The organism is Opitutales bacterium (genome assembly GCA_013215165.1).
In the GTDB taxonomy this organism is placed as follows: domain Bacteria; phylum Verrucomicrobiota; class Verrucomicrobiia; order Opitutales; family JABSRG01; genus JABSRG01.
On record JABSRG010000031.1, the window covers coordinates 1 to 25,647 of the forward strand.

Annotated in this window: 25 protein-coding genes; 6 read left to right on the plus strand and 19 right to left on the minus strand. The window is 50.2% G+C overall.

The window, feature by feature from the left end; genetic code table 11:
* Positions 1 to 136: 136 nt before the first annotated feature.
* Together HRU10_08045 and moeB are read left to right on the plus strand one after the other, a co-directional pair.
* A complete protein-coding gene (locus HRU10_08045; GenBank protein NRA27183.1) occupies positions 137 to 538 on the plus strand; it encodes a GxxExxY protein in 402 nt (133 codons plus the stop codon).
* Positions 539 to 649: 111 nt separating this feature from the next.
* Entirely contained in the window at positions 650 to 1,750 is a 1,101-nt protein-coding gene (gene moeB / locus HRU10_08050) for a molybdopterin-synthase adenylyltransferase MoeB (protein ID NRA27184.1), read from the plus strand.
* 361 nt (positions 1,751 to 2,111) lie between these two features.
* Here moeB and HRU10_08055 read toward each other — a convergent pair whose 3' ends face one another.
* Genes HRU10_08055 through HRU10_08065 form a run of 3 tightly spaced genes read right to left on the minus strand, consistent with a single transcriptional unit; the run spans position 2,112 to position 5,394 of the window.
* The gene (locus tag HRU10_08055; protein NRA27185.1) at positions 2,112 to 3,212 is read right to left on the minus strand and encodes a hypothetical protein; all 1,101 of its coding nucleotides are present in this window, start codon (positions 3,210 to 3,212) and stop codon (positions 2,112 to 2,114) included.
* Positions 3,213 to 3,262: 50 nt separating this feature from the next.
* Positions 3,263 to 4,144: an endonuclease/exonuclease/phosphatase family protein gene (locus tag HRU10_08060; GenBank protein ID NRA27186.1), complete on the minus strand. Its 882-nt coding sequence runs from the start codon at positions 4,142 to 4,144 to the stop codon at positions 3,263 to 3,265.
* On the minus strand, positions 4,141 to 5,394 hold the full coding sequence (locus tag HRU10_08065) for a M48 family metallopeptidase (GenBank protein NRA27187.1): 1,254 nt from the start codon (positions 5,392 to 5,394) through the stop codon (positions 4,141 to 4,143). Before HRU10_08065 ends, HRU10_08060 begins: the two co-directional genes overlap by 4 nt.
* A gap of 288 nt (positions 5,395 to 5,682) precedes the next feature.
* Here HRU10_08065 and HRU10_08070 point away from each other — a divergent pair, with 288 nt between their 5' ends.
* Complete coding sequence (locus HRU10_08070; GenBank protein ID NRA27188.1) at positions 5,683 to 6,735, plus strand: hypothetical protein; 1,053 nt, start codon at positions 5,683 to 5,685, stop codon at positions 6,733 to 6,735.
* Between the two features lies 1 nt (position 6,736).
* Here the strand turns inward: HRU10_08070 and HRU10_08075 are convergent, their stop codons facing one another.
* Positions 6,737 to 8,614, minus strand: a complete 1,878-nt coding sequence (locus tag HRU10_08075; GenBank protein NRA27189.1) for a glycosyltransferase family 39 protein — start codon at positions 8,612 to 8,614, stop codon at positions 6,737 to 6,739.
* A gap of 107 nt (positions 8,615 to 8,721) precedes the next feature.
* Here HRU10_08075 and HRU10_08080 point away from each other — a divergent pair, with 107 nt between their 5' ends.
* Complete coding sequence (locus HRU10_08080; GenBank protein NRA27190.1) at positions 8,722 to 10,617, plus strand: hypothetical protein; 1,896 nt, start codon at positions 8,722 to 8,724, stop codon at positions 10,615 to 10,617.
* Here HRU10_08080 and HRU10_08085 read toward each other — a convergent pair whose 3' ends face one another.
* The 11 genes from HRU10_08085 to HRU10_08135 form a co-directional block, all read right to left on the minus strand.
* Positions 10,618 to 11,277, minus strand: coding sequence for a class I SAM-dependent methyltransferase (locus HRU10_08085; protein NRA27191.1), 660 nt, complete (start codon positions 11,275 to 11,277; stop codon positions 10,618 to 10,620).
* On the minus strand, positions 11,256 to 11,693 hold the full coding sequence (locus tag HRU10_08090; GenBank protein NRA27192.1) for a GtrA family protein: 438 nt from the start codon (positions 11,691 to 11,693) through the stop codon (positions 11,256 to 11,258). Before HRU10_08090 ends, HRU10_08085 begins: the two co-directional genes overlap by 22 nt.
* Positions 11,651 to 12,601 carry a glycosyltransferase family 2 protein gene (locus tag HRU10_08095; GenBank protein ID NRA27193.1) on the minus strand — a complete coding sequence of 317 codons (951 nt, stop codon included), beginning with the start codon at positions 12,599 to 12,601 and terminating at the stop codon, positions 11,651 to 11,653. The genes HRU10_08090 and HRU10_08095 overlap by 43 nt, the downstream gene beginning before the upstream one ends.
* Positions 12,602 to 12,631: 30 nt before the next feature.
* Positions 12,632 to 13,039 (minus strand): hypothetical protein, encoded by a 408-nt coding sequence (locus tag HRU10_08100; protein NRA27194.1) that lies wholly within the window; start codon positions 13,037 to 13,039, stop codon positions 12,632 to 12,634.
* A complete protein-coding gene (locus HRU10_08105; protein NRA27195.1) occupies positions 13,017 to 14,120 on the minus strand; it encodes a Coenzyme F420 hydrogenase/dehydrogenase, beta subunit C-terminal domain in 1,104 nt (367 codons plus the stop codon). Before HRU10_08105 ends, HRU10_08100 begins: the two co-directional genes overlap by 23 nt.
* Positions 14,117 to 15,328 carry a polysaccharide pyruvyl transferase family protein gene (locus tag HRU10_08110; protein ID NRA27196.1) on the minus strand — a complete coding sequence of 404 codons (1,212 nt, stop codon included), beginning with the start codon at positions 15,326 to 15,328 and terminating at the stop codon, positions 14,117 to 14,119. The genes HRU10_08105 and HRU10_08110 overlap by 4 nt, the downstream gene beginning before the upstream one ends.
* Complete coding sequence (locus HRU10_08115; GenBank protein ID NRA27197.1) at positions 15,325 to 16,650, minus strand: DUF2029 domain-containing protein; 1,326 nt, start codon at positions 16,648 to 16,650, stop codon at positions 15,325 to 15,327. The genes HRU10_08110 and HRU10_08115 overlap by 4 nt, the downstream gene beginning before the upstream one ends.
* A gap of 46 nt (positions 16,651 to 16,696) precedes the next feature.
* Positions 16,697 to 18,127: a glycosyltransferase gene (locus tag HRU10_08120; GenBank protein ID NRA27198.1), complete on the minus strand. Its 1,431-nt coding sequence runs from the start codon at positions 18,125 to 18,127 to the stop codon at positions 16,697 to 16,699.
* A gap of 63 nt (positions 18,128 to 18,190) precedes the next feature.
* Positions 18,191 to 19,129, minus strand: a complete 939-nt coding sequence (locus HRU10_08125) for a glycosyltransferase family 2 protein (protein ID NRA27199.1) — start codon at positions 19,127 to 19,129, stop codon at positions 18,191 to 18,193.
* Between the two features lie 138 nt (positions 19,130 to 19,267).
* Complete coding sequence (locus HRU10_08130; GenBank protein ID NRA27200.1) at positions 19,268 to 19,666, minus strand: prepilin-type N-terminal cleavage/methylation domain-containing protein; 399 nt, start codon at positions 19,664 to 19,666, stop codon at positions 19,268 to 19,270.
* Between the two features lie 220 nt (positions 19,667 to 19,886).
* A complete protein-coding gene (locus HRU10_08135; protein ID NRA27201.1) occupies positions 19,887 to 21,782 on the minus strand; it encodes a hypothetical protein in 1,896 nt (631 codons plus the stop codon).
* A 155-nt stretch (positions 21,783 to 21,937) separates the two neighbouring features.
* Between HRU10_08135 and cysE the strand changes: the two genes are divergently transcribed.
* The gene (cysE, locus tag HRU10_08140; protein ID NRA27202.1) at positions 21,938 to 22,759 is read left to right on the plus strand and encodes a serine O-acetyltransferase; all 822 of its coding nucleotides are present in this window, start codon (positions 21,938 to 21,940) and stop codon (positions 22,757 to 22,759) included.
* Between the two features lie 17 nt (positions 22,760 to 22,776).
* On the opposite strand, the gene HRU10_08145 is transcribed toward cysE, so the two are convergent.
* The 3 genes from HRU10_08145 to HRU10_08155 are packed head-to-tail and all read right to left on the minus strand — an operon-like array spanning position 22,777 to position 24,017.
* Positions 22,777 to 23,190: a putative toxin-antitoxin system toxin component, PIN family gene (locus tag HRU10_08145; GenBank protein NRA27203.1), complete on the minus strand. Its 414-nt coding sequence runs from the start codon at positions 23,188 to 23,190 to the stop codon at positions 22,777 to 22,779.
* A complete protein-coding gene (locus tag HRU10_08150; protein NRA27204.1) occupies positions 23,187 to 23,438 on the minus strand; it encodes a type II toxin-antitoxin system Phd/YefM family antitoxin in 252 nt (83 codons plus the stop codon). The genes HRU10_08145 and HRU10_08150 overlap by 4 nt, the downstream gene beginning before the upstream one ends.
* Before the next feature lie 39 nt (positions 23,439 to 23,477).
* Positions 23,478 to 24,017: a hypothetical protein gene (locus tag HRU10_08155; GenBank protein NRA27205.1), complete on the minus strand. Its 540-nt coding sequence runs from the start codon at positions 24,015 to 24,017 to the stop codon at positions 23,478 to 23,480.
* Between the two features lie 661 nt (positions 24,018 to 24,678).
* Here HRU10_08155 and HRU10_08160 point away from each other — a divergent pair.
* Positions 24,679 to 24,855, plus strand: coding sequence for a hypothetical protein (locus tag HRU10_08160; GenBank protein ID NRA27206.1), 177 nt, complete (start codon positions 24,679 to 24,681; stop codon positions 24,853 to 24,855).
* A gap of 35 nt (positions 24,856 to 24,890) precedes the next feature.
* On the opposite strand, the gene HRU10_08165 is transcribed toward HRU10_08160, so the two are convergent.
* On the minus strand, positions 24,891 to 25,613 hold the full coding sequence (locus HRU10_08165; GenBank protein ID NRA27207.1) for a helix-turn-helix domain-containing protein: 723 nt from the start codon (positions 25,611 to 25,613) through the stop codon (positions 24,891 to 24,893).
* Positions 25,614 to 25,647: the final 34 nt, after the last annotated feature.

Sequence of the window (25,647 nt, forward strand, 5' to 3'; positions counted from 1 at the left end):
AAAACACTTGATTGACCGCATACCCGTAATCTGTGGTCCAGGAAAAATTCGAATTCCTATGGGATAACTGTGAAAAATTAGCGTTCATTCGCGTCCATTAGCGGATAAAAAAACGACCCAGACAAACCCGATTGTTATGAACAAAGAATTGATCCTCAAAGACGAAGTATACGCTATAATCGGAGCAGCTTTCGAAGTTTCAAATGAACTTGGTTCCGGATTTCTAGAGCCGGTGTATCAAGAGGCTTTAGAAATTGAGTTTGAGGAAAGAAACATTCCATTCTTCGCCCAGCCGCGGGCTGAAATTCATTACAAGAATCGTATCCTCAAAAAGGAATATATTCCCGACTTCTTATGTTTCGACGAACTTATCGTCGAAATCAAAGCACTCAAAGAGATCACTGGAATCGAAGAATCCCAGGTCCTAAACTACCTCAAGGCTACGAAAAAGCCCTTAGCACTCTTGATCAACTTCGGCGCACCCAAGCTGGAATGGAGAAGGTTAGCGTATACCCGTCAAAAAATCATCCGCGAATGAGCGCCAATACACGCGAATAGACTTCTGTTTTCAAAGCCTGAACTTAAATCCACAAATGTAAAAAAGTTAGCGTTCATTCGCGTCCGTTAGCGGATAAAAAGATCTTTCCCCATGACCCAAATCAACACCCAGCGCTATGACCGACACCTACGCCTAGCTAGCTTTGGCCCGGAGAAACAGGCAAAATTAGCCCAGTCCTCAGTGCTATTAGTTGGCATCGGCGGATTGGGGTCTCCCGTTGCGCTCTATTTAGCGGCAGCGGGTGTAGGGCGACTCGTGTTGGTCGACGATGACGTCGTGGACATCTCCAACCTACAGCGCCAAGTCCTTTTCAAGGATGCCGATGCCGGCCAGCTAAAAGTCGAGGTGGCGAAACGGGAGTTAAAAGCGTTCAATCCGGATATTCAGATCGATGCCCACGCCACGCGCTTCAATCCCGACAACGCGCTCGACCTACTCCAAGGCATCGACTTGGTGATCGACGGCGCGGACAACTTTCCCACCCGTTATCTCGTCAACGACGCAGCGCACTTTGCGGGTATTCCTGTGGTCCACGGCAGTATCCACCAATTCGATGGGCAAGTATCAGTATTCCAACCAAACGACGGTCCGTGTTACCGCTGTCTCTTCCCCGAACCGCCGCCCCTAGGATCTGCACCTTCATGTGCTGAAGCCGGCGTTTTAGGGGTACTGCCCGGCACCGTGGGGACCATTCAGGCCACTGAAGCCATAAAAGTCCTCACGGGTATGGGCGAATCTCTCACGGGCAAGCTCCTCTGCTGGGATGCACTCAGCTCAGAGCAGCGTTTACTCAGAATTTCTAAAAATCCTAATTGCCCCCTATGCGGTGCTCAACCCAGCATCACTGCGCTCGCCTGGACCGGCGATTTTTGCGATCTCGATACTATGAACCAGCTCTCAGCCGCAGACTACGCCACATGGCGCTCCAAGAATAAATCCCATGTTCTCCTCGATGTTCGCGAACCCGAGGAGATCGCCCAGGATGCCATAGATGGGCACATCAATATCCCACTCGGACAGCTCCCGATGCGCGTCAATGAACTCGCGACCCTCAAAGACACCACTATCGTCTGCCAATGCGCTGCAGGCGTGCGTTCCCAGACAGCAATAGGCATCCTACAGCAAGAAGGCTTTAGCGACCTGCACAATCTCGACGGAGGCATTATGGCATGGCGATCTGAGGGCTATTGAACCTCGAGGATATTGCACATTAATCGGCGAATAACACTACAGGAACACTCCTGCTAGCAGCGGCGATACGCCGTCCTCCTGCGGCCTACTTTTCAAGCCGCTGAAAACGCGGAAAGTCGCGAAAGTCTCTTCATAGGTCGCCAATTTAAATTCCGCGCTATTCTGCGTCTTCCGCGGCTCATTTAGAGTATTCTGTATATTTAAACCCGAATATATTTCAGCCATCCTTCGGCAGCTACGAAGCGCCGCCCTATCAGTGTTTTGTAGGATTGGAGGAGCGCGCCCGGGGGTGACTCATGCCCAAAAACCTCGGCGGTGTAAGCGACTAAGTGCACGCAAAATGCACTATGTCCTGGGTCGATCAGTTCTTACCTCGCCGAACCAATAAAATAAAAGAAACTCCGAACACCCCGACAGCCAAGAAGATCAACCACGGTGGACTCGACCTTCCTGAAACTTCTGAGGCTTCCCCTGATTCTGCCGCCATACGAAACGACCCAGGGTTCCGCCCATCATCATTGCCCATCACTGCGGAAACATCAGCAAACATGGCCGAGATATCTTCGGTGATGATTTCGTCGAAACTTATCGTAGTAAACATATCAAACCCCGGACTATCAGCCTTCGCACGGCAACGGCTCTCTTGAGCCAAAAACGCTACCGCTGCATCGAGGCGCGCGTCACGGTCTGCGGTGTTTAAACTGATGAAATCGAGAAATCGGGCCGGGCCGTAAGTCAGGACCACAGCCGGTAAAATCGACGCCGGAATTTCGCCGCCCGATGCCACTTCCACCTGAGCTGCGGATACCAATTCAGCCGGATCCTGCAGATCGAGGTCGATCAGGGTAAAGTCCATCTTTAACCGCATCCGCGCTGCCACCTGCTCTTCAGAACTTAGCCCAGCAATCAGGCTATTCGGCAGTAATTGATTACTCTCATACTGAGCAAGACGGCCTTCAAGATAACCCCGTGCACTTTCGTTAGCACGGTCATCGGGGCTCGGGATAAACAAAGCAAAATTTGTAGCCCCTTCCCTTAGCTCCCTTTCCATGGATTCACGCAGCGGCGACTGCATCAGGCGGTTGATCAGACGCGGCGTGAGCGTCTCCGCAAACAGCATGCGTTTCTTCTCCGAACCGCCAGGAGCAAACAGCACCAGCTTGGGACACCCGTTTTCAAGATCTAGACTCTGGATCGCATTCAAATAAGGCGCTGCCTGGCTGTAGGAATCCGCCTCAGTTTCCAAATCTACGAGCATAACACGCATCCTATCCCCCGGTAGTGCTGCTAGAAGTGCTTCCTCGTCAGCCATTAGACTCATGCGGTAAACCACCAAAGCAGGAAACACATCCGGCTCCCAAGTATCCAAACTGTAACGGTATAAAGGCACCACACACGCCCAGCCACTTGACCACACACACACAAGCAGTCCAAAAAGAAAATAACGCGATAGGGTATTCATCAGAATGGTTTGAGAAATCAATTTACGAGCCCCAGATCCGCAAATCGGCGCTAGTTTTTTGAAAAATCCGCCCAGACCAAGCGATGATCGGACGCCTGACGACTCCCCTGACCATCGTAGACGCCTCCGCGCTTGCTGGCATTTTCCCATCGTTCGGACATTGGTGGACTGGCCAAGATGAAATCAATGCGAGCGTATTGGTCTGCCTTATCCCAAAAGTAGGTCCAAACCTCATCCCGTGAATCTGCAACGTCCAGGGGTTGCGCCAAGTCGCGTCCACCCACACTCAGGAAACGCCGCAGCGTGCTACTGTTGATGAGGTCGTTGAAGTCACCCAAAACCAGATAGGGCGTCGCATCCTCGCCCTCGCCATGACGTTCACGAATTCGATCGCGGATCGCTTGGGCTTCTTTGGTGCGCCGCTCCTCGGAACCGGGGTCACGCTTGTCCGTGGTGAAACGGCTTTTCAAGTGTATCACGTAGAGACTGAATCCATCCATCTGAACTTCCAAAAGTCCTCGCCGCGGCGCGACGCGTTGACCCAGATAAGGGAAATCCAGCGCAGTATGCTGCATAACTGCGTCTGCCTCGATGCGTGACAGTACCGCAGTAAAACGCACAGCATCCTCACCCTGGCCCAGGTAGCTATAAGCGTAATCGAGTCCCAGGCGATTCAGGTCGCGCTGTAAGGCCGCGAGATATTCTTTGCCGCCGATCTCCTGGATGGCCAGAACATCGGGATTCACTGACTGGATGACTTGATAGAGTGCCTGTCGCTCCGACTCTGGCTTTGGATATTCCGAACGCCATCGTCCATCCACCATGCGATCTGTCAGCAGGTAGTTTTTAAGGTTATAAGTCGCAACACGCAGCGTCTCAGCCGAAACAAGTGCTGAACTTAACAATATACCGAGTAAACACCACTTAATCATTCCGACCGTAGGGCTGCCTCCCTTTCCAAAAGGGTAGGATGCGAATAATAGAACCCAGAGTAAACCGGATGCGGATTCAAGTTACTCAAGTTTTTCTGAAAAAGTTTGCGCAGCGCACCAATTAAGGGCTCCGGGCCACCTACCGCTTTTTTGGCGTAGTCGTCAGCCTCATACTCATGTTTACGTGAACGTAAGGCTGCTATCGGCGAAAACCAAAAGCTCACTAACCCGCTCATCAGCGCAAAGCACAAGAAGGTCGCCCCGGGAATCGCTTCGGGCGGGAGCCCCACGAAGCCGAGACCCTCAACAAATCCTGGAACCTGTACCAACCAACCCATAACGCCAAAGGCGATTAGACCTATGATCGCCACACCCGCGAGCATCTTCGGAATGTGCCCCTTCTTGTAATGCCCAATCTCGTGGGCGAGTACTGCCTCCAATTCTTCAGGTTTCAGTTGCTCAATCAACGTATCGTAGATCACCACCTGGCGGAACTTGCCAAAGCCGGAAAAATAAGCGTTGGAGTGACCGGAACGCTTCGAGCCATCGATCACTTCGATCGTTTGGGTAGGAAATTGAAGACGTTCTGCCAACGACATGAGCCGATCCCGAAGTGCACCCTCTGGTAGCGGACTCAGCTTATTGTAAAGCGGTACTATAAAGCGTGGATAGATCACGATCATCACAAGCTGAAATAAAAAAATGAGTAAGAATCCCCAAAACCACCAGCTACCAGGAAGCCACCCAACAATCGTTAAGAGTAACGCTACCATCGGTATCATGATCACCGCGCCGATTACGAGATTCTTGATTTGATCCATCATCCAAAGCCCAACACTCGACTTGTTGAAGCCAAAGTCCTGTTCGATTTTAAACTGCGAGTAATATTCAAAAGGTAGACTGAGAAATCCAAGGAGGGTCGGTATCACGAAAAGAATCGCTGCCTGAGCCCAGACACCTGCACCCCAGGCATCCGTCAACCCGCCGTAAGCCCATCCCAGCAGGCCCGTGCATACCACTAGGCCCAATACAACAGCATCAAAGACCTTAGTCACCACGCCAAAACGCCCTTTGGTCAGCGTGTAAGCTACGGACTGTCGATACGTCTCCTCGTCCACTATCTCTTCAAATCCTACAGGACGCTGATCCTTGTGTTTACGAACAAAACCCAAATTTAATCCATCAAGCCACAGACTCGCTATCGTCTTAACGACTAGAAGACCCAAAAATATCCACAGCATAAAATCCATACCTCTTACTCAAACAAGGTGTGGCTGGAAAACAACTTAATGTGACCAAGTCATAATAAGTCATCCAACCTGAAAATCCTGTAACCCAGTGAACTAATGAAGTTGAAACTTGGCATAAACTCTGGGGTTAGCGACATTTTAACAGCTGGATAATCCTACTTCCTATTATGCGTACCCTCATACCCATTCTTACGATTTTATCAGTTTCTCTGTCTGTAGTCACCGCCGCAAAGCGGCTTAATCCGGCAGACGCTGAGCGCCGAGCTGAGATCCCCCTCGGCCCCCCCCATGCAGCCCAATCCACAACGTGAGGCGATCATCGCTGTCGGCCATGGCGCGCGTATTTTGCTGTCTACCGACGATGGTGCAACATGGGAACAGGTATTTAAAGGCCTACCTAACGGCGACCACGGGCCCTGGTCGTGTAAAACAGTAGCTTACACTGACGGTGTCTTTGTGGCTATATTAGGATGGGGCAGTGTCACAACTTGGCTAGCTACCGAAGACGGATACAACTGGCGTCATCTTACTGATGGCAACACAGACTTTGGACAGAGAAACCATGAAAATGACCCAACTGCCATGCCCTCCGTCTGGGGCTTAGGGAGTGCTAAGGGTACCTTCGTTGGTGGGGCTTCTGTCGAGGTTACCGTGACACCGGATTTCGGAGTGACTTGGCACCGCACTAACCTCAGACGTCAGTTTGGAAAGACCGGCCCACGCAAACTCTCAATGCATCATATGGGTGTCTCATACCTCGGCGAAGCGTCAGGTCGATTCCTCGCTTATGCCGACGATCGGACTCGGCCACAGCGCGAGGTCATGGTCAATCTTTTCGCTTCGGACGATGGAGGACAAAATTGGGAGTGGATCCATCCGACGGGTCTCGATGACGTGGAGAATCAGTTCTATAAAAGTATGACTATCCTAAACGGTAATCCGGCAATGATCACCAAGAACGGCGACAAGTTATATTTATCTGAGGACGGAGGAGAATCATGGACCGCATACGCCACAGGGATTTCCGCTAAACGCGCGGATCTTTCCTTGGTCGGGAATGAGCTTTGGGTAGTCACGGAACAAGGCTCCCGAGCCTCCATTGATGGAAAAAACTGGCGTGACCTGCCATCAGAGATACCTCTCGGCAAAATTATAACAACCGCGGCAGGCACGCTGATAAACGTGAACCGTCATCGTTTCTCTATTCTGCGCAGCACCGACCAAGGCCAATCGTGGTCAGAAGCATATAGCTACGAGGGCGGCGACCGCCGCAAACTGAAAGGAGCGCAAGGCTTAAGAGATATACAAGTAGGCAAGATTACAGCTCAGCCGATACGGTAAACTACTCGATCGGTGCAAAGAGGCCCTGAAGCCAGACTATGTCTTCTGCATCGGCGCCACTCTCGATTCCATTAAGCGCACTCATAAGAAACGGCGCATAACGTTGTTTGGCAAAGACTTCCGCTTGCTCTCGACTTGGACGATCCTCTCCGCGTGACGTCCACACCCGTGCCATCCAACAAAACGCTGAGCTAGGATACGCACTCCAGAGAACAGCGGCATCATCAGTCCGTCCAAGTTTCCATGCATAGATTCCAGCAACCGCCGCAGCCTCATCACTCCATCGCGCCTGTGCCTCCGCTTGAATAAGCAACGCACGAGCCTGCCCATCTAAAATCAACTGAGGAGTCTCCTGCAGTGCCCACTTGTTGAAATTGTTCATTACCTGAAGGAGCAGCGCCTGGCGGCTTGTCGGGTTCACCTCAAGAGCTGCTTCGATATACTCAGAGCTCGCAGTATCATCTCCAACCTGAGTCGCGACACGCGCGAGCATCAAATAATCAGCCTCCCACGTATCCGTATTCCTTGCATCAAACCAACTAGTGTAGAGGAGCAGGGATATGACCCCGCAAGACCCGAACAGAGCAAAAAGGCGATAAATGGGCATCGATCTAAATACCCTCGGCAAACCCATAACTGCACCCCCTCCAGTAACCGCCAACAAGGGTAGCAATGGCACTCGAAATCGATTCGATGCATAAAACAATATGATGCCTGCCGCGTAGGCTATAAATAAGGTCGCCAGAACACGCGCGGTGGGGCCGCCGCTAGCTCGCGGCACAAAGAGTGCCGCGACGGTGAGCAAAACTAAGAGTCCCCAGTGAATCGGATTCCAAACGAGGTGTGCATGGAGCGAACGATGTAAACCAAAGGTGCGATTATCATACTGTTCGTAACTGTTGATGAAATAGTAGGCCTTGCGCAGCATGAGTCCCAGCCATCGAAAGGGATCAGCGCTGATTTCCTCACCCGCCTGACGCATCCAATAAGCATTCATTGCATCAATATCATAGGGCGGTTCGGCCGCTGTTGCCTCGGCATAGAGTTCAATCGATAACAACTTTGCGGGGTTATCAAAGTCCGATAGATGTTCTATAGCGCGGCTCTGCTTGTAAATACGTCCGTCCGCCTCCGCCTCGTTTCCGGCCCAAAGCGCATAAGCACCCTGCCAAGGCGATGTGCGCCAAGTGTCGGTAAGCCACAGATTGATAGAGCCCGTTAGAAAAAGTGCTAGCGCCAAACCCATGTAAGCGAGGCCACCATGGGTCCAACGTCTCGCACTCCTCCCTCCCAACAAGGTCGCGATGATCGGCCAAAGGAGGGCCCAGGGTAGCAAATGCGAACGCAACATCACGCCCGCACCCAGTAACAAACTAATGAGTAAAGTCAGCCGCAGCTTGGGACGTTCCAACCAAACAATCCAAGCCCACACACAGGCGGCCGCAAGCGCCATGGCCAAGGTAATGTCATACAAATCCCCAGCAAAAAAGAGGACCACCGGATTTGCTCCGAGCAACACTGCGGCAATTAAGCCTGCACTCTCTCGCCCCCACAGCCGCTTTCCTGCGCGATAGGCACACCCCGCTGCGAAAAGAACCGCGAGGCCATTGATCAATCTTCCGATATCTGGCAACCACCCCACATCACCCACTACCCACAATGCACCGGCCAATATGACGGGATAGAGCGGCGCGCGATGAAAGGGCTCCTGAGGCAAAGTTCCAGACACAATCTGCTGAGCCAAGACCTGATTCTGCAAGCAGTCCAAGGCGGGAAAACTGCCCAGCGGCGTCTGCCCATAACCGATCAGCCACGAGAACAAATAAAGTGTAAGCCCGCCAAAGACTATTTTTCGGAGATTGATGCTCTCAGTATTCACTACGCATTATCCGCATAATCTAGAGTACAACAGCAGTGAAGACTAAGACGAGCAGAAGCGAAACTACTTAACAATCAAGCGGCCATCCCGTTGCCCTCTTTTAATTCATGACAGACCTCTCTATACTTTCTGCCAGCGTCTTGTTGACCATTGCCGTCATTCTATCATTGGCAGGTTGGGGCCGTCTCACCGGCAGGGCATTGAAAATAGTGGTGCCCTGGGCTCAGGCTCCAACACTGGGCATGGCCACGGTGCTGCCATTGGGCGGCCTCTTGGCTTGTTTTGAAATCGCATATCCTCCGTCAATCTATGCTCTGCTGTTTGTTGGGCTTTTGGCGAGTGTAGGAGCGGCTTTACGTCATTCTGGGAACAACGGCTTTCCGCGACTATCCGCTCTATCCTGTGTCTCCGCTGTTATGGTGATAATCAATCTAATCTTTTACCATAACCCCACCGCCTTCAATCCACAGGATGACCTGCTAAAGTATTTTAATTACCCAACGATTCTTGCAGAGACAGGCACCTTAGCACCCGGCCCATTCGATAGCCTGGGCAGCGAAACACTGGGCGGCATGACTATCTTGCACAGCTTCACGGCAACAATCTTAGGGAGCCGTTCACTCCTGCTCTTCGATAGTGTCATAGCTTATGCTTGTTGTCTGGCCCAGATTATTTGGCTCACCAAGCGAGTTGGGCTAGGGCATTGGATACGCTGGGGCATAGTGCTACTTTTTGGGATTGCTGACCCCATGTTAGTAAACATTTCACCGATGTATACCACTAGCAGCCTGCTCTTATTATCGGTCTCTATTCCGGTGATCGACCCAAAATACTCAGCTAGTTCGTGGATAGCTGTCGCGTTGCTCTCCGTCATCTACGCTGCCATGGTCGTGATCAAAACATCGGCGGCACTCTATGTGCCTTTTCATTTTACCGCGTTGTTTATCATTTGCCTGTGGCCTGAGCGAAAACATCAAGCGTCGCTTATCCAAAAAGCCATTCGGCTAATATCTGCAATACCCATAAGTTGCTTCGTAGCAAGCCCATGGTTTTTACTGTATAGCAAAAACCTCTTGATCGCTTTTAATCCAAGAAAGTCTGAGACTATCTTCGGAACTGAGGTCATTCATTCAACAAGGGCGCCCTGGACTGATTTTTTCCGATTTGAGGCACTCGATTTTAGTTTTGGCGTATCGCCTGTACTGTTCCTTCTACTTTTGCTGGGGGCATTCATTTCGCTCATTGCACTGTGGCAACACCAGCATAGCGTTCAAAAAGGCTTGCGAGCGTTTCAGGTCAGTAGCATCGTTTTTATTCTAATTAACGTATTCCTTTTTTCGCCCCAAACCGTCGGCGTGGACAGTGGTTTCCGCTACACCCTACCGAGCTTGCTGTGTTTAATCGTGGTTTCGGGACTAAGCCTCAAAAACGCTCGTACAGGTCTGCGGCGAATAGTCTACGCTGTCGGTATCGCCTGCGTCTTACTTTTCACACATTCTTATGTTAAACGACTTAGCCACTACTCCGAGTGGGGAAATGCTTTGGCTATTAGTAATCCGGAGGTGACGCGCCAGGCAACACAGGCTCTCCTCCGCGAAGATCAACTAACCTATTGTCTCCAACTCCAGCAGTTGAGCGCTGAAAGTTCTAAAATCCTGGTGTATGGCCCGTCGCAATTTCACTTCGATTATAAGCGTAATGAGATCTGGAATGTGAATCTAGCGGGATTGAGTAACCCATGGCTGAGTTTCCCCTTTTCTGGTTCCTTAGACGAGCGCATGGCATGGCTAAAATATACCGGCATCGAATACATAATCTGGCAATCGGGTGGCACCGCTTCGATCAAAGTGTTGGAAGGAGTGTATCAAAGTCAGCCGCCTCGACGTGCTACGATTGCTAAAAAAGCTATTATCCTTACCGAGACGCTGACACAGATCGCCGAGATGCCGGGTATCCTGACCATACACAGCGATCCTGTTTCCAAAGTTTACAAAATTGATTAATCAGGAAGCAATCGGACGACACAAAACCATCGTCCACGGTAATGGCCGCGAGCATGCGACTCGTTCAAACCCTCCGGCTTCGAGCCATTTTTGAAACCCTTTGCTGGACCAATGGTTCAAATGTCCGGGGGTATTTCCAAGTGCTGCCCAATACTTGAATCGAGCCATATTCAGCAGACGCCAGATCGGTTCACGCGGCACGGATAGTAGATATAACCGCGCATTGAGCTGTCTGAGTTTGGAAAGCGCCGCCTGCGGATCAGGCACATGTTCGAGCACTTCGCAGCAGATTATCAAGTCTGCATGGTCCTCAGGCTCTGCCAATGCTTCGACTGGCTTCTGCACTAAGGTAAGTCCGTCCTGATCGCCCAAGGCATCTTTGGCGATTTGTAACGTGTCGCTACTGAGATCTGTTCCTCGGACTGCAATTCTCGGATACCGCTCTAGCACGAATGCCAACATCCGACCCTCACCACATCCTACCTCATGGACACTCTTGGGCTGAGCGATCTTTAAATACCTTAAAAAACTCTCGTCGAAGCCGCTCACCAATGCCCGAGATATCGGGTTGTTGAGATTTGACTTATCCTCAACATTTCCAACCACCGTTCCATTTTCTCTTCGAATACTCATCTCGTTTACTTGGGTGAGAAAATCCACTTTACCACAGAATACCGGACCACAGCGAAGAGCAAAACATTGCATGCTTGCACGATGAGGAAATGAATCTCTAGCAGCGCGGTTATCAGGCTGTAGACTCCAAGGTCGACAAACCGGATAAGAACAGACGTTCCAGTGAACAAACCGATTTGCTTTACGACAGTTCCTGGTTCCGAACCTGGAAATACAATGACACGACAGACCACGAAGTTGATACTGAGCTGAACTCCTAAGGCTACTGCGTAGGCGATCGGAAACGGCCATCCCAAGAGTTTGACCAAGGTAGCATTGAGGCACAAAGCGACGATAAATCCAGGCACACCCCAAATCAAAAACCGCAACACAGCCATACCCCAGCGGACGGATGGTGAGGCTACCGCTCGCGTGCTGCTGACTCCAACTTCGATATCCTCCACTGGTTGCGCTCTAAGAGATTACGATTCACTGCAATGAGATCGGCAAGCACCCCCGCGATCAGCAGGACACAGCCAGATATCAAAAGGATGGCCGCTAGAATCAACGACTGGATATGCCCCTCATCATCACCCAACAGGTAGAAGGCTACAAATCGCAATCCTAACAAAACTCCTGGAGTCGCGCATACCAATGCCAACAAAGCGAAAAACCTGAGCGGCTTGTAGGTCACGAAAATCCGGAAAATCGTATGGATCGACTTCAGCACATATGACGGAATGCTCTTCACAAGGCGGGACCTGCGAGTAGGGCCGTTAACGCGCACGGGGACAGACTCCATGGGGATGCGCACATGCCCAGCCTGGATGATCGTTTCGAGAGTGTATGTATAATCACCAAAAACACGCAACCGCATGGCAGCCTCCCGCGAGTATGCTCTGAAACCACTGGGCGCATCTTGGATCTCGGTGTTACTCACCCACCGCACGACCCAACTCCCCAAGAACTGAAGGAATTTCTTTAACGGCGAAAAATGCTCGATCGACTCAATGGGCCGTTCTCCGATAACGATGTCTGCTTTTCCTGCCAAGATAGGTTGAGCAAGCTTCGGAATGTCTTCAGCGCAATACTGGTTGTCTGCATCGGTATTCGCGATGACATCGGCACCATATTCAATACAGCTGCGCAATCCCGTTTCAAACGCTCGGGCTAGTCCTAAGTTTTTCTTGTGCGATACGATATGGTCCACGCCAGCAGCACGAGCAACTTCCGCCGTAGCATCCTCACTCCCATCATCAATCACCAGATACTCCACATCATCAAAGCCATCCACAGCGCGCGGCAAGGCAGCAACTGTCTCCTCGAGCATATTTGCTTCATTGTAGCAGGGAATTTGGATGATGAGCTTCACACCGATTTACTCGTCATATACGTTCGGGCCTTAATTCGCCTCCCCTGGAACCTCATTAGGAGACAAAGCCTGCTTGACAAAAACAAAGCGCACCAGGGCCACGGCCAAGGTGGCTAAAACCACACACCATAAAGCCTCTATATTAAACAGCTTAAAGAAAACGGAAAACAAGAGGTAATCGACGATTTTAAAAGCAATCACGGTTTTAAAATAATCTCGCACTCCAAAAAGGCTGAAAGGAACGCGAAACGACCATCTGGCGTGAATCGCATAGGAGATAAAGAAGACCGCGATATGCACAAATAAATAGGCCAGAAGTGGGGTAGCCGCGTTCAGGAGTAACCATGTAATGATCAACTTCAAACCCAGCACAGAAACGCTTCCTAAGGCATAGCGCACCAAGGGGACGATGTGCTTATTGATCTGGCTCTTGTTCATACTCGGGCCGTTTGTAGTGCATGAGTCCCTTAAACAGCACCACGTATGCAAAGACAAACGGGAAAGGCAGCTTCATAAAGCGCGCCAGCCAATTCGGATGCTTGGAGATCTTGTGATTAAGCAAGACGATGAAAGCTCCTAGGTAATCCCTAATAGTCGCTTTCGTCTGTATATCTTCGCGAATTTTGAAACCTAACAGGCGTCCGACTCGAGCCCGTGCCGTCACATTATAATGATAATTTACTGAGCGCGATTGGGCGTGATAAATCGTCTTTCGCGTCACCCTGTGTGCATCGATCAGTCCGTTATCCAGCATCTCCTGCATCACTCCCTCCGCCTTCTCACTCCGAGCAAGAAACGCTGAGGGTTTCACCGTCTCACCCTTCTTCTCGGGTAGCCACACATCTCCGGTGGAAAGGTCCGCATAGTAGCCGTAGTGGTCAAAGCAGTGTAGGCAACGGGACAAGGAGAGCACGTGCAAATTCTGATAATGGCTAAACTGCTGAAAAGGCATGCGCCGTTCCGAGCCGTCTTTCATCTTTATCACCATTTCGCCACGCCAGAGCCCTTGCCGGTAATAGAAACTATCGATTTCATCGAGCGGTATCCCATGCTTCGCCAAGACCATCTTCACTAACGTATCTTTGGAATTATGGCCGCAAAAGATGGAGATTTTAAAGGCTATCTTCTGGGCCAGTTCCTCGTTTTGCGCCATGCGTTTGCAGATTGTGTTTATCTGCGACGGTAGACCGACGACTCCCACTTTACCGTCAAACTCTTTGATGAGTGAGAGCCCCTTCATCATGGGAATATCAAAGTACTTACTCGACTGCGAACGTTTCAGTTCATCAAAGCTCCTGGAGAGATAGATATCGGGCTGCCATGTTCCGTTCTCGATCCGCATCCCGCATACAAGAGCAGCGTCGATCTGGCCAGTTTCGAGGAGGTATTTAAACACCCCGGTTACAATGCCTCCCGATGCGGCATGTCTACGAACATCTGGATCGGTCATATGACCAATCCAAGCCTTGCGGAAGTCCCCGACCGGTGTGTCGAAATTTGGTTGGACCAGTCCTCTCATGAGCGCTCCTCCAAGCGACGCATCACCTCATCGAATTGAGATCGAGCTGAGCGCTGTGCCGCGGCGAGTTGATCTAAAATCTTCGACCTGATCTCTTCTGCCTGAGACTCACAACGTTCGACCAAGTTCAGCACGCTAGGAGCGTCGAACGCCTGATAGGGAATACAAAATTCCTCCAGGCCAAAGGGCGCAAGGACTTCTCGATACTTGTGGCTCCATCCCACGACGGCCACTGGTCGGGCCGTCGCCAACGCTGCGATCAGTCCATGGAACCGACTGGTAAGCACCACCGAGCATTTGCCGATTTCTGCGCGAATCTCTTCAGAATCGAGGCCTGGCCCTAGCAGCGATGCCTCCACGCCCAGCTCTGACAAACGTCTCACAATCGGTTCGGCAACGACCGGATCATGGTTTCTTGGCCCGTTTCCATCGGACCTCCATGAATGAGTAATTACGCGGATCGTCCAACCCGCATCCGCCAGGGCCTTGGCGACGTCACAGAGGGTTGACTGATAATTCGCTACTTTTTGATCAACCACCAAGCTGGGAATAAGAGCTAGGGTTTGGGCCGATGGCACTTCTGTGATACCGGAACGATCTCCTAGCAAAAAGGCGATGTCTGCAGCTTCGATCAATCGCCGCTCAGATCCGCGCACGGGGAGTTCCTGGAGCATTGCAAGGGTCTGTGCACCGCGCGCCGCAGTAAATTCCATTCGGCCGAGAGTCCAACGAGCAAATGCACGATTTGGCCACTTCCTAAACGGACCCAAAGCTTGTGATAGCTTAAAAACCGGCACTTGGTGCAATAAAAAGGGAAGCACCGAAAAGAGATTGAAAGGTAAGAACTTCAGACGGCTATCCATAAAGGACACACCAAAGATATCAAAGACAGCATCGATAGTCAGCAAGCGGGTTATCGGTAGCCGATCAGCAATGACTGCCGGTTTCTTGAAAAAGGGTAACAGCTTCAAAAGTATTCCTATGGGGAGCCATTTCAGAACGAGCGTTTTAGGCGTTGCAGAGTGGATATAGACGTCCTTTCGACGCGGTAACGTCAGGTCTTCACTAGGAAAATAGGAGAGCACATGAATTACCGCACCTGGATAGCGTCTTTGCATCTGGATGATTGTACTCACCAGCATCGCCTCAGCTCCCTTGTTTCCAGAGAATGCCGCGCCAACTATAGCAAAATGTGGTGGACTTTTCATTTTAGACCTAAAGACGACTCAGGCTGCTCGGGATCATTTCTTCGAGTGAAAGCGACCCAAGCCTTTGCTTCATCGAATAACCTCCAGAAAGACGGCGTTAACACATCGGCAGATAACCATGCTAAGAACGCAAACACCACCCATGCGGCTGTTTGTTTTAACACTGCCATAGCCACCAGATACTCTCCCGGGACACCTCCAGTCAATTGACCCGGAGCCACACCCAGAGTAACTCGCTCCAGGAAGAAAATCAGTGGAATGAGGATCAAGATTCCCTGGCAGGCTCCAGTTCTGAAAGCATCAGAAGACTCCCTGCGGTTCACCTCCCATAGAAAAGGGATACAAGGCAAAAGATAGATCATCCGATAGCCCCAATTTCCCGCCAAAATGAAGCAAAAGCTGAAGATACTGCTGCCAAAAAGGAAATATCGCTCCTTCGTTGAAGCTACTAGGACTCGCTCAGGAGTTGGACGAAATAGCATCCAGATACTGCCACCGATCACCGCGAGTATGAGTGCTACTCTCAGCACCAAAGCCAACGCACCATCTAAACCTAAGAGTTGGAAAACTATTTTAGAACCGACAGCAAAGATACTCACAGGATCTGGCATGCGATCCTTCAAAAAAGCAATTTCTTCCCAAGAAATCCAGAGATACACTGCGAGCCAAAATACTCCCATAGCACAAAAAGCCAGGACTGCTCGCAAGGGGAGTCGTCCATAGAAAAACAGCACTAACAGGGCAAATGGGTAGTATTTCACAGGCGTCAGCAGCATAATCAAGACAGCGCACACGAACCCTACCCAGACACGTTCCCATCTAAGGATAAAAGGGATTGCAAATAACAGGCTATAGAGAACCAAATCGTCGTTGGCCCGCTCAACTCCCAAAAGAACTGGCGGCGAACACATCAATACAATGCCATAGAGCACCTCGCGTTTTCTCTCCGGTTTGAGCAATGCAAGGGTCAATCCGAGGAAAGCGACGACCGTCGCAGTCCCTAGCACGAACACATGATCCAGGGTCAACCCCAGCTTACCCAGATGCAGGGGGTAGCTCGGTTTCGTGCTGATTCGACGGAGCGGGTCGATCGGATTGGGTTCATTATAGATATCTAGACCGATCGCATAAGCCTGCATTGCTGCCAAACGACCCTTCATGTCAAGAAAAGGATGTAAGTGCTCTCCTTCAAATAGAGGTCGGTCAAAATAGAGAGGTCCAATAGCCAGTCTCCACAAAGATGCTTGATTGAACAACGCCAGGACGACCCCGACGCTCACGGCAACCAGTATCAACCATTTGAGATTCAGACTAGAATTCACTCCAGAAATTACGGGGAAAATATGTCTATTCGGTCCCTCATTTCACTCACTTATGAAACCTGAGTTTGAACAGACCAAAAAGGGTCATTTTCAGAAGAATCCAACCGTGCTTAAATCGAGAGATATTCGTATCTCCATAAGTTCGATCTCTATAGCGCACCGGAATGTCGCGGATCTTTAGGTCCAAGAGCGAAGATCCAAACAAGAGATTGAAATCACCAAAAGGATCAAAGTCTCCCAACACCTCGATACGCTTCAGCAGCCTCCGATAGTCACTGTGTAGGATCATTTTAGTTCCGCAGAGCGAGTCCTTGACGGGCTGCTTCAACACAAAGCTTAGAGCTACGGCAAAAAACTTATTTCCGAGTAAATTGAGGAACCGCATCGCCTTGCTCTCCATGGGATACACAAGGCGACAGCCATTAGCGAACTCTGCCGTGCCGTTGGCTATCGCTTCGTAGAACTTAGGTAAGTCCTCGGGTGGCGCCGTGAGATCCGCGTCTTGTATGACCAGTAAATTGCCGTCTGCTTCCTCGAAACCGGCAAAAACCGCATCCCATTTACCTTTTCCCGGTTGCTTCATATACTTTAGCCTATGAGGACCGGTGTAGGCCGTACAACACGCCTGGATCGTGTCCCAAGTGTCGTCCGTACTGTTTCCTTCGACAAAGATCACCTCCGTTCGCTGGCCAAGGACGGGTATCCGATCCAGAGCAGCCTGAATATTGCCAGACTCATTGCGCGCCGGAACGACTACAGAACACGATAAAGACTCTCGAATTTCATTTCTTCGCCCAGGGCGCGCGACGATAAATATGCTCGCTCCAAATTGGTTTATCATTGGGCAACGCACGAGGTATCGATTCATGACGGGATCCACTACAGGAAGCGTCGTGGGACAGAGCACTTCGGTAGACTCAAATACGACCTCCCAACCAGTGAGTTCCAACAGATTGATGAGGTCCTGAGTCGAAAGCCAGTTACTCGGAGGTTGTTTCATGACCCAACCCAGCGGTTGCGCTAATTTGAGAATCGGCAACCAGAGTGTATTCAATGATGTAATATAGAGACGCGTCCGCTCATGAGATAATGTATGAAGGTGGTCAAAAGCCGCTTGAATGTCGGGCAGATATCCCGTCAAAAAGTCCAAAACTATCGCATCAAACGGCTCATCTTCAAAATATGACATCACATCGGCCACCTCATACCGTAGTCTTTTCCCAGCATTTTCGACCCGGGCGCGGTGAACCATTTTTTCCGAAATATCAATTCCCACTCCTTGACGCAGTGGAATTCGGTTAAGCAAACCTCCTACCCCACATCCTGCCTCAAGAACCCGTTGATCTGACTGGATGTGATGGCTCATCAAACGGGCTATCTGCCTGTGGAAGCCCCGTTGCCGTCGTCGGGCAAGTGAGTCCGCTTCTGCCAGTGCATCGAAATGAGACTCAAAATCAAACTTGTTCGGTCCAGTCATCAGCATCGGATGCTCTGCAAGCCTAACAAATTATCGAGTAAAAATTCTAGACGACTCATTGCATCAGACAGTCTCAGATATATGATTTGATGGATCCTGCTTAGACTGCCGGTTTATGATCTCTGCTACCAAACCCAAAGACACAAGCTGCGCTCCAAGCAAAAGCAGCAAAATCCCCAAGAAAAATAGCGGTCGACCGCCAATCCCCTCTCCAAAGAAAATCTTCATAAAGGACAGATAAAAGAGAATCAAAAATCCGATCGAGCCAAACAAGAGGCCCGCTCCTCCAAAAATATGAGCTGGTCGCCGCAAATAGCGGGTCAATACAATCACCGTGATTAAATCCAACAGGCCCTTTACAAAACGCTTGCTTCCGTACTTAGAGACTCCGTGAAGGCGCGGCAGATGATTTACCGGTAACTCACCAATACGGAAACCTTCTGCATCGGCGAGAATAGGGATGAATCGATGCAGCTCTCCAAACAGCTTCACGCGTTTTACCACAATGCCTCGATAAGCTTTAAACCCACAATTGAAGTCATGGAGTTGAACTCCGCTGCCGACTCGAGCCAGGGCGTTGAACACCCGTGACGGCAAAGTCTTATCGATAGGGTCGTGGCGCACTTGTTTCCAGCCCGAGACAAGATCATAGCCCTGATCCAACTTGCTTAGGAAATTGGGAATTTCCTGCGGATCATCTTGTAGGTCCGAGTCCATAGTAATCACCACATCTGCATCGGCCTCGTCAAAACCGAGCTGCAATGCTTCAGCTTTGCCAAAATTGCGTCTCAACCGCAGCCCATGAACGCGAGTTGGGTTTTCTATTTTTAAGTCACAGATCGCTTTCCATGAGTCGTCTCCACTCCCATCGTCCACAAAATAATAACCGTGCTCCCAGCCATCAAGCTCTGACACGACAGCTTCGATCCGTTCATACAATTCGATAACGGTCGCCTCCTCATTATAGACAGGAATGATAAAACTCAGTTTCCGATGGCTCATGTGGCAGCTTCATTCAACGTCGCTGAAAACAAAAGTTTTGCAGAGCATGCAACAGCTCAGGACTGGTTTTCGACGAAGACACAAAAAGCCGCACCCACAAGGATGCAGCTTTGGTGATGATATTTTTTTTATTCCCAATTAAAGGGAAAAGGTAAGAGCGGTTGCACCTGAGGTAGGTGTATGATCGTCAGTGCCGCCGCCACCTGCGCCATTTGGTAGACCAGAAATATTGAATGTTTTACCCTGAGTAAGGGTAGCTGGATAAGTCTCGCCCAAGATTTTCAATGCATCAGAATCTGCGGCATTGATATAGCTGTCAAAACCTACAAGATCATCCAACCCAGCTTTCGTTATACCAAATTCCAGGAAATATTGGTTGGCTGCCGCTTGAATTTGGCGTCCGTTGTTCACGATCGACTTATTCTGTGAGTTAGTGCGCACTTTTTGGAATGCGGGCACCGCCATCGCTGCAAGAAGACCAATGATGACAACCACGATCATAATCTCGACGAGAGTGAATCCTTTTTTATTTTTCATAAGTATTATATCAATGATTTATTAATAGAGTATAATTTACATGCTTTACGTGCAGAATAGTATGAAACGGCTTCAACAATTTGGACTCAATTTTAAAAGCATAAAACCACCGTTTTTTGACGTTCATTTAGCGAATTCATTACCAAATTTTCTCAGGCTACTTTGAAAATCATATACAAATGGCCAAAGATAGATTGATAACATCTTAAAGGTGTATGCTTTACTTGGGTGTCGAATAAAGGCGCAGACCGTGATCAGGAATCCTTGAGAACCAAAAAGCCTCAGGATCTTCTTTATAAAGCCTTACTTCCTCTTCAGTCAGCTCAAACTCAGGGTTCAAATCTCTTTCATGCAAGCCATCAATTACTACTAAACGCACTGTGTGGTAGGGCTTAAAAGGAAATTCTGCTATCACACGCCCTCTGACAGGTAGTATCAAGTTTTCTGAGGCCGAAGAATACTCCACCCTATCTTGAGGAACTCGGTAAACGACTTGGACAAAATAAAAGTTATGGGACTGCAGCTGAATTTGAAAGGCAAAATCCGCCAGCCTGTCATTGATCTCAAGAGGGGAAGAGGACGGGATATTGTGCATCCGCCATGCAAAGGGCCGACTTGCGATTACATACGGGTTGGGATCATTCCGATCCTCAATGATTTCAAGCGCCCAACGGTCGACCTCTGCGTGGAAATTACGCTCTGTGGCCACTCTGCGTGCTTGGCTTGGCAAAATGAGCAGGGCCCACTCCAGGCAAATCGCTCCTATTAAAATTCTTCGCATCCAGCGCTTCTCAATAAATGCATGCGCGAGTGACCATATCATCGCAAAGGTTGCCACCCCAAGTAACGGCAAGGTGAGACGAGATACCTCCAACTTCTCCACTTGGCCCCAATGGTAGCTCATCAAAATGACAAAATTTACCACAACTACGATGCCCATTAACAGGCTGAACCATGCACCCACCTGTTTAAGGCTGAATGTCCGAATCAACCGAACGCCGACAAGTAGCAGGCATGGAAACGCAAGCACCCCCAATAGGAAACCCGCTGAATCGTGTATCGAAGGCTCAAAAAAATACAGCACCGCATAACTCAAATTCTCCGGAATAAACTGGAGGGAGAATGCGCTTTCTGACGCTGTTGTCATTGTCTGCCAGTAAGCGCTCGGATCGTCGAGATGGTAGGCGTGTCGCCAGAGAACGGGATACAGCGCCACAACGAAGACTAAATAAGGCTTCAGGAGCCATCGATCGCCATGAAATGCCGCGCGGTACACTGCTAGAGCTGACACCGGCATGGCAAAGAGCGCAGACTCATAACGGGTATACACTAAAAATAAAGTGCCTACGAGGAGGAGCCCCCACGTTCCCAACCGCGGCTGCTGGACAAAGCCGTAACCCAGTGCAGTAACCACCAAAATAAAAAGCAGATTTTGCAGTTCAAAGCCGGCACCGTTGACGTTCTGAACAAACAAAGGCATGCCATATAGCAACACAGTAGGTATTAGCGAAAACAGCCGCGCTTGCCATAACGATGCACCGCGCCGCTGCGCCATGCCGTATGCAAAGCCCAAAGTGAGGAATACCAAACAAAACCCAAAGACTGTATTGAGCACAAAAGCATTTTCTATCCGGTAACCGGTGAAGTCGTGAAGCACTGATAACAGAAACGGAAACGCAATAGGACGCTTGTCAGGCAAAAATCCATAGGCCTCGGTCAGTCCATAGACATAGAAGGTGATCGTCCCATAGCCACCCACATTATCTCGATGCAGACGCTGTGACACCTCCATCAACACATACTCGTCAGACGTGATTTTGATTTCATACGGTTCACGTGTTACAATGTAGACGAGGATCAAAGCTGACATACCCAAAAGCCACTTGCGATCGCTCGCGAAAAACCACTGCGTTCCTAAGCCTAATATCGCCTCGCGTTCTTTCCAAACGAGCCAAATCAGCAGACCCAACAAAACGTAGAGTAACGGTTTAACATGATAGAGCGTCAGCCAGCGGAGTGTGTCCAAATCCAACACAACGCATGAAGCAAAGCCAATTACTCCCAAGGCTGCGGCCAAAAACAGCAATAGCCCGACTTGTTTGAAGTGAATTCTCATCGATTAAGCGGCATATTCTCAAAATATGCCACGATTAATAAACGATTATCGGTCGCGAGATGGAAGTCTTGATTGCCGAGTTTTAATTTTAGGCAATCAAGAAACTTAAAACCGGGTTGTCTCTATAACAATCACGCCCACACTATCGGATGGTCATGGAATTGCCATTGGATTCTGTAATAGTCGAGACACCGGGGACCGATCCCATCTGGGAGCGTATCCACGCTGAGGCGCGTGCACTTTACGATGCCGAGCCCTATATGCGGACACTCATCAGCGATGTTGTGTTGTCCAAGCAGTCTCTCGAAGAATCCATTTGCGTCCGACTCTCACGAAAGTTTGGCCGATTCGCCGGGACGGAGAACGATTTGTTTGAGACTTTCCAAGAGGCCTTTGCCATCGATCCTAATATCGGGATCCGCGTGCGGGCAGACATTGAGGCTATCTTTGACCGCGATCCTGCGTGCATTGACTACCTTTCACCTCTGCTTTTCTTCAAAGGCTTTCAGGCCCTCTCAGCCTACCGCATCAGCCACTTTCTCTGGAACCAAGAGCGACATCACCTGGCGCATTACTTTCAGAGTTTGATCGCTGAAGTCTTCAACGTGGATATCCATCCTGCGGCACGCTTTGGGAAGGGTATTTTACTCGACCACGCAACCAGCTTCGTGGCGGGTGAGACTGCAGTTGTCGGCGACGATGTTTCGATCTTACATGAGGTAACTCTAGGCGGCACTGGTAAGGAAGGGGGTGACCGTCATCCTAAGATCGACACGGGTGTTCTCCTATCTTCCGGATCAAAAGTCCTGGGCAACATCCATATAGGTGCGTTTTCCAAAGTGGGTGCCAACAGCGTCGTCCTCAAAGATGTCCCACCCCATGTTACCGTCGCGGGCGTTCCGGCAAAAATTATCAAACGCCACAGTGGAAGCTCTTGCCCGGCTACGGCGATGATTCAGTCGCTTGACGACGAGTAATCACTGCCAGACCTGTTTCATCGATATATCTGAAGAAAGCTGGCTGGGCTCAGTATTTCCGTCCCTCTGAAGGGATGTAGCTCCAGAAGATCTTGATCGCCCGTCAACAAGCAGGTTGCCGAACTACTGAGTGCGACTTCTAAGAATTTGTTGTCTTTAGGGTCGCGACAAAGCGTCACGCTATGGTCGATATCGAAAACACTCCCAAAACGACTCAACAGCAGAAAAAATTCATGTCTTTCGTTGGCACTAATATATTTCTGGAATTTCGGCTGCGCCAGGACGTCGTCTAATTCAGCGAGCGTAGCATCTGAAAAGGCTAAGTCTCCCATTGATATTGCCAAATCAACCGCTTGCCCAGCAACTGACTTAGGAAGAATAACCCGACTGACACAGACGTTGGTGTCTATGACAAACATAGGTGTCTTCATGAGTCCTCGTTGACCCACTTTTCGACATCCAGCTCTGTCACACCATCTTCTTCTGCACGTTGGCCGATGCGGTCACAAAAAGCAGTGAACTGACTGAAGTTCAGGCCTTTGAGGCGCTCATATTCGCTGATTGAAAGCACCACCGCGACCGGCCGGTTATGCTTGCGAATCATCAAGGGCGCGCGCTGTGCCTCATCCAGAACCAATCCAAAACGCTGCTTTGCATCAAAAGATGAGATTTCTTTCATTTGTCCAAATTAGACAAATTAGACCATTTGTCAATTACTTCACCTTACCCGGGTGTAATTGAAGTAGCGGGGAGATTTCCCCAACTGCCTTTGTTGTAGCCGTCCCGCTCTGTCGGGGCGCAGGCCGTTGCTGCGATCCGCGCCTGAAGCCGCGAGCCGACAGAGCGGCTCAACTACAACCACTGGAGCAGAGGAGCGACAACTGGAAAAACTCCCCGTCCTTTCAATTGCACCCATCTTACCCAGCTCATCCAAAATCGCATCGGCTTTGGAGATCTGGCCTGGGAACTTTTCGTCTTGTATTAGGGCCAGCACACCCACCAGGCTCCGGTCGACCCGAATGGTCATCGCGTGGCGACGGACGCCGTTGTCGTTAAACCCACGATCACTGAGTGGTCCGCGCTCTTTCGCCCCTGCTTTTTTTTCAAAGGCTTTCAAGCCCTCTCCGCCTACTGCATTAGCCACTTTCTTTGGAAGCAGGAGCGACACGGGCGTTCTCCTATCTTCCGGATCAAAGGTCTTGGGCAACATCCATGTGGGCGCGTTCTCCAAAGTGGGTGCCAACAGCGTCGTGCTCAAAGACGTCCCACCTCATGTTACGGTAGCGGGCGTTCCGGCAAAAATTATCAAACGCCACAGTGGAAGCTCTTGCCCTGCGACAGCGATGATTCAGGCGCTTGACGACGAGTAGGTAGCGTGGACAAGTCTCATCGATACACTTTACCCGTAACATTTTGACACTCCTCACGGCAGCTTAGCTGTTGCCGGCCCAAGCCTTCACACACGCCGCGGCAATCGCTCTCGCGATCACCCTACGAAACTCCGATCGCCCCATAGCTCTGTTTGGAACCTGGTCTCATTACTAGAAATGGATCACAACTATCCCATAATTTTGACCACAGATTACACGGATATTCACAGATCTTTATGAATAAGAGAGATTTACGAAAGAGATAATCGTCCACGGAAATCTATGGGATAAAGCGTATGGATACTTCGCCAATTCGCAGGGTGTTCACGTAACTTTCATCCTTCTAGAGGACAATCATAAACACCTAATAACAAAATACTTATCTGTGTATATCTGCGTAATCCGTGGTCTAGGAAAAATTCGAATTCCTATGGGATGACTGTGGAAATGGATTATCTTGCGATATTCTGATCGATGAATTTATTTAGCCCGGTGACTAGAAATACGATCGTATCCGCAATAGAAAGTGGAAAACCCTTCAGCCTTCTTATGGCAGATGGGAAAAGTTATCCAGTGCCGCACAGCGATTATATATCGCTTTCCCCAAAAGGAACTTACGTCACTGTTTATGATGATGATGAGCATTTCTTCGTCCTCCCACTGCTCACGATGACTGGCGTATCATCAATGCTGGAGGCAAACGGGGGTGACGCCGAATCAAAATAGATGCGTGCAATGAAAGGCTGCTCACCCATCAACAATCAGCTCACTTTTTCCAGTTCATCCAAGATCGCATCGGCTTCGGAGATCCGTCCTGGAAACTTCTCATCCTGCACCAGGGCCAGCACACCCACCAGGCCCCGGTCGACCCGAATGGCCATCGCATGACGCCGAACACCGTTGTCGTTAAACCAACGATCACTGAGTAGTCCGCGATCTTTCGCTCGATTCACAAACTGATGTGCTGTCTCAGCATCGACTGTCGTTCGCTGCCCTGTCTCTGCCCATTGCCAGAGTGGTTCCTCCGGAAAGGGATCATCACCGAAAGCCAATTGCATCGCAAAGAGCGCATCCAGCTCCATACTCTTACGAGTCGCACCGATACGAATACGCACACGGTTCATCCCGTTAGAAGGCTCAGCTCGATCGATCATCACTAAGCTTCCCCGTTGCGCCACAAAGAGCTCCACAACAAAGCCAAAATGCTCCGCCAAATCAGTCAACCGCGCAGCTGCGGGCTTAAGATCTTCTGGAAAATGCTCATGCATCGGGACTAAGCGCTGGAGCGCCCGATAGGCCTTAGTTTCCGATGAACGCCGCACCATGCCACAAGCCTCTAGACTCTGGAGACAACGCAATACAGAGCTCTTCGGCCAGGCAGTCCTACCGGCCAACGACTCCAGGCGGACGTGCCCCTCCTGCTCAAGGATTTGGAGGAGCTCAATACCTCGGTTTAGCGCCGGTGCTGGCTGCTTTTGTTCCATTGGGAATAGGCCTAGACTCACGAAGGCGACCGTG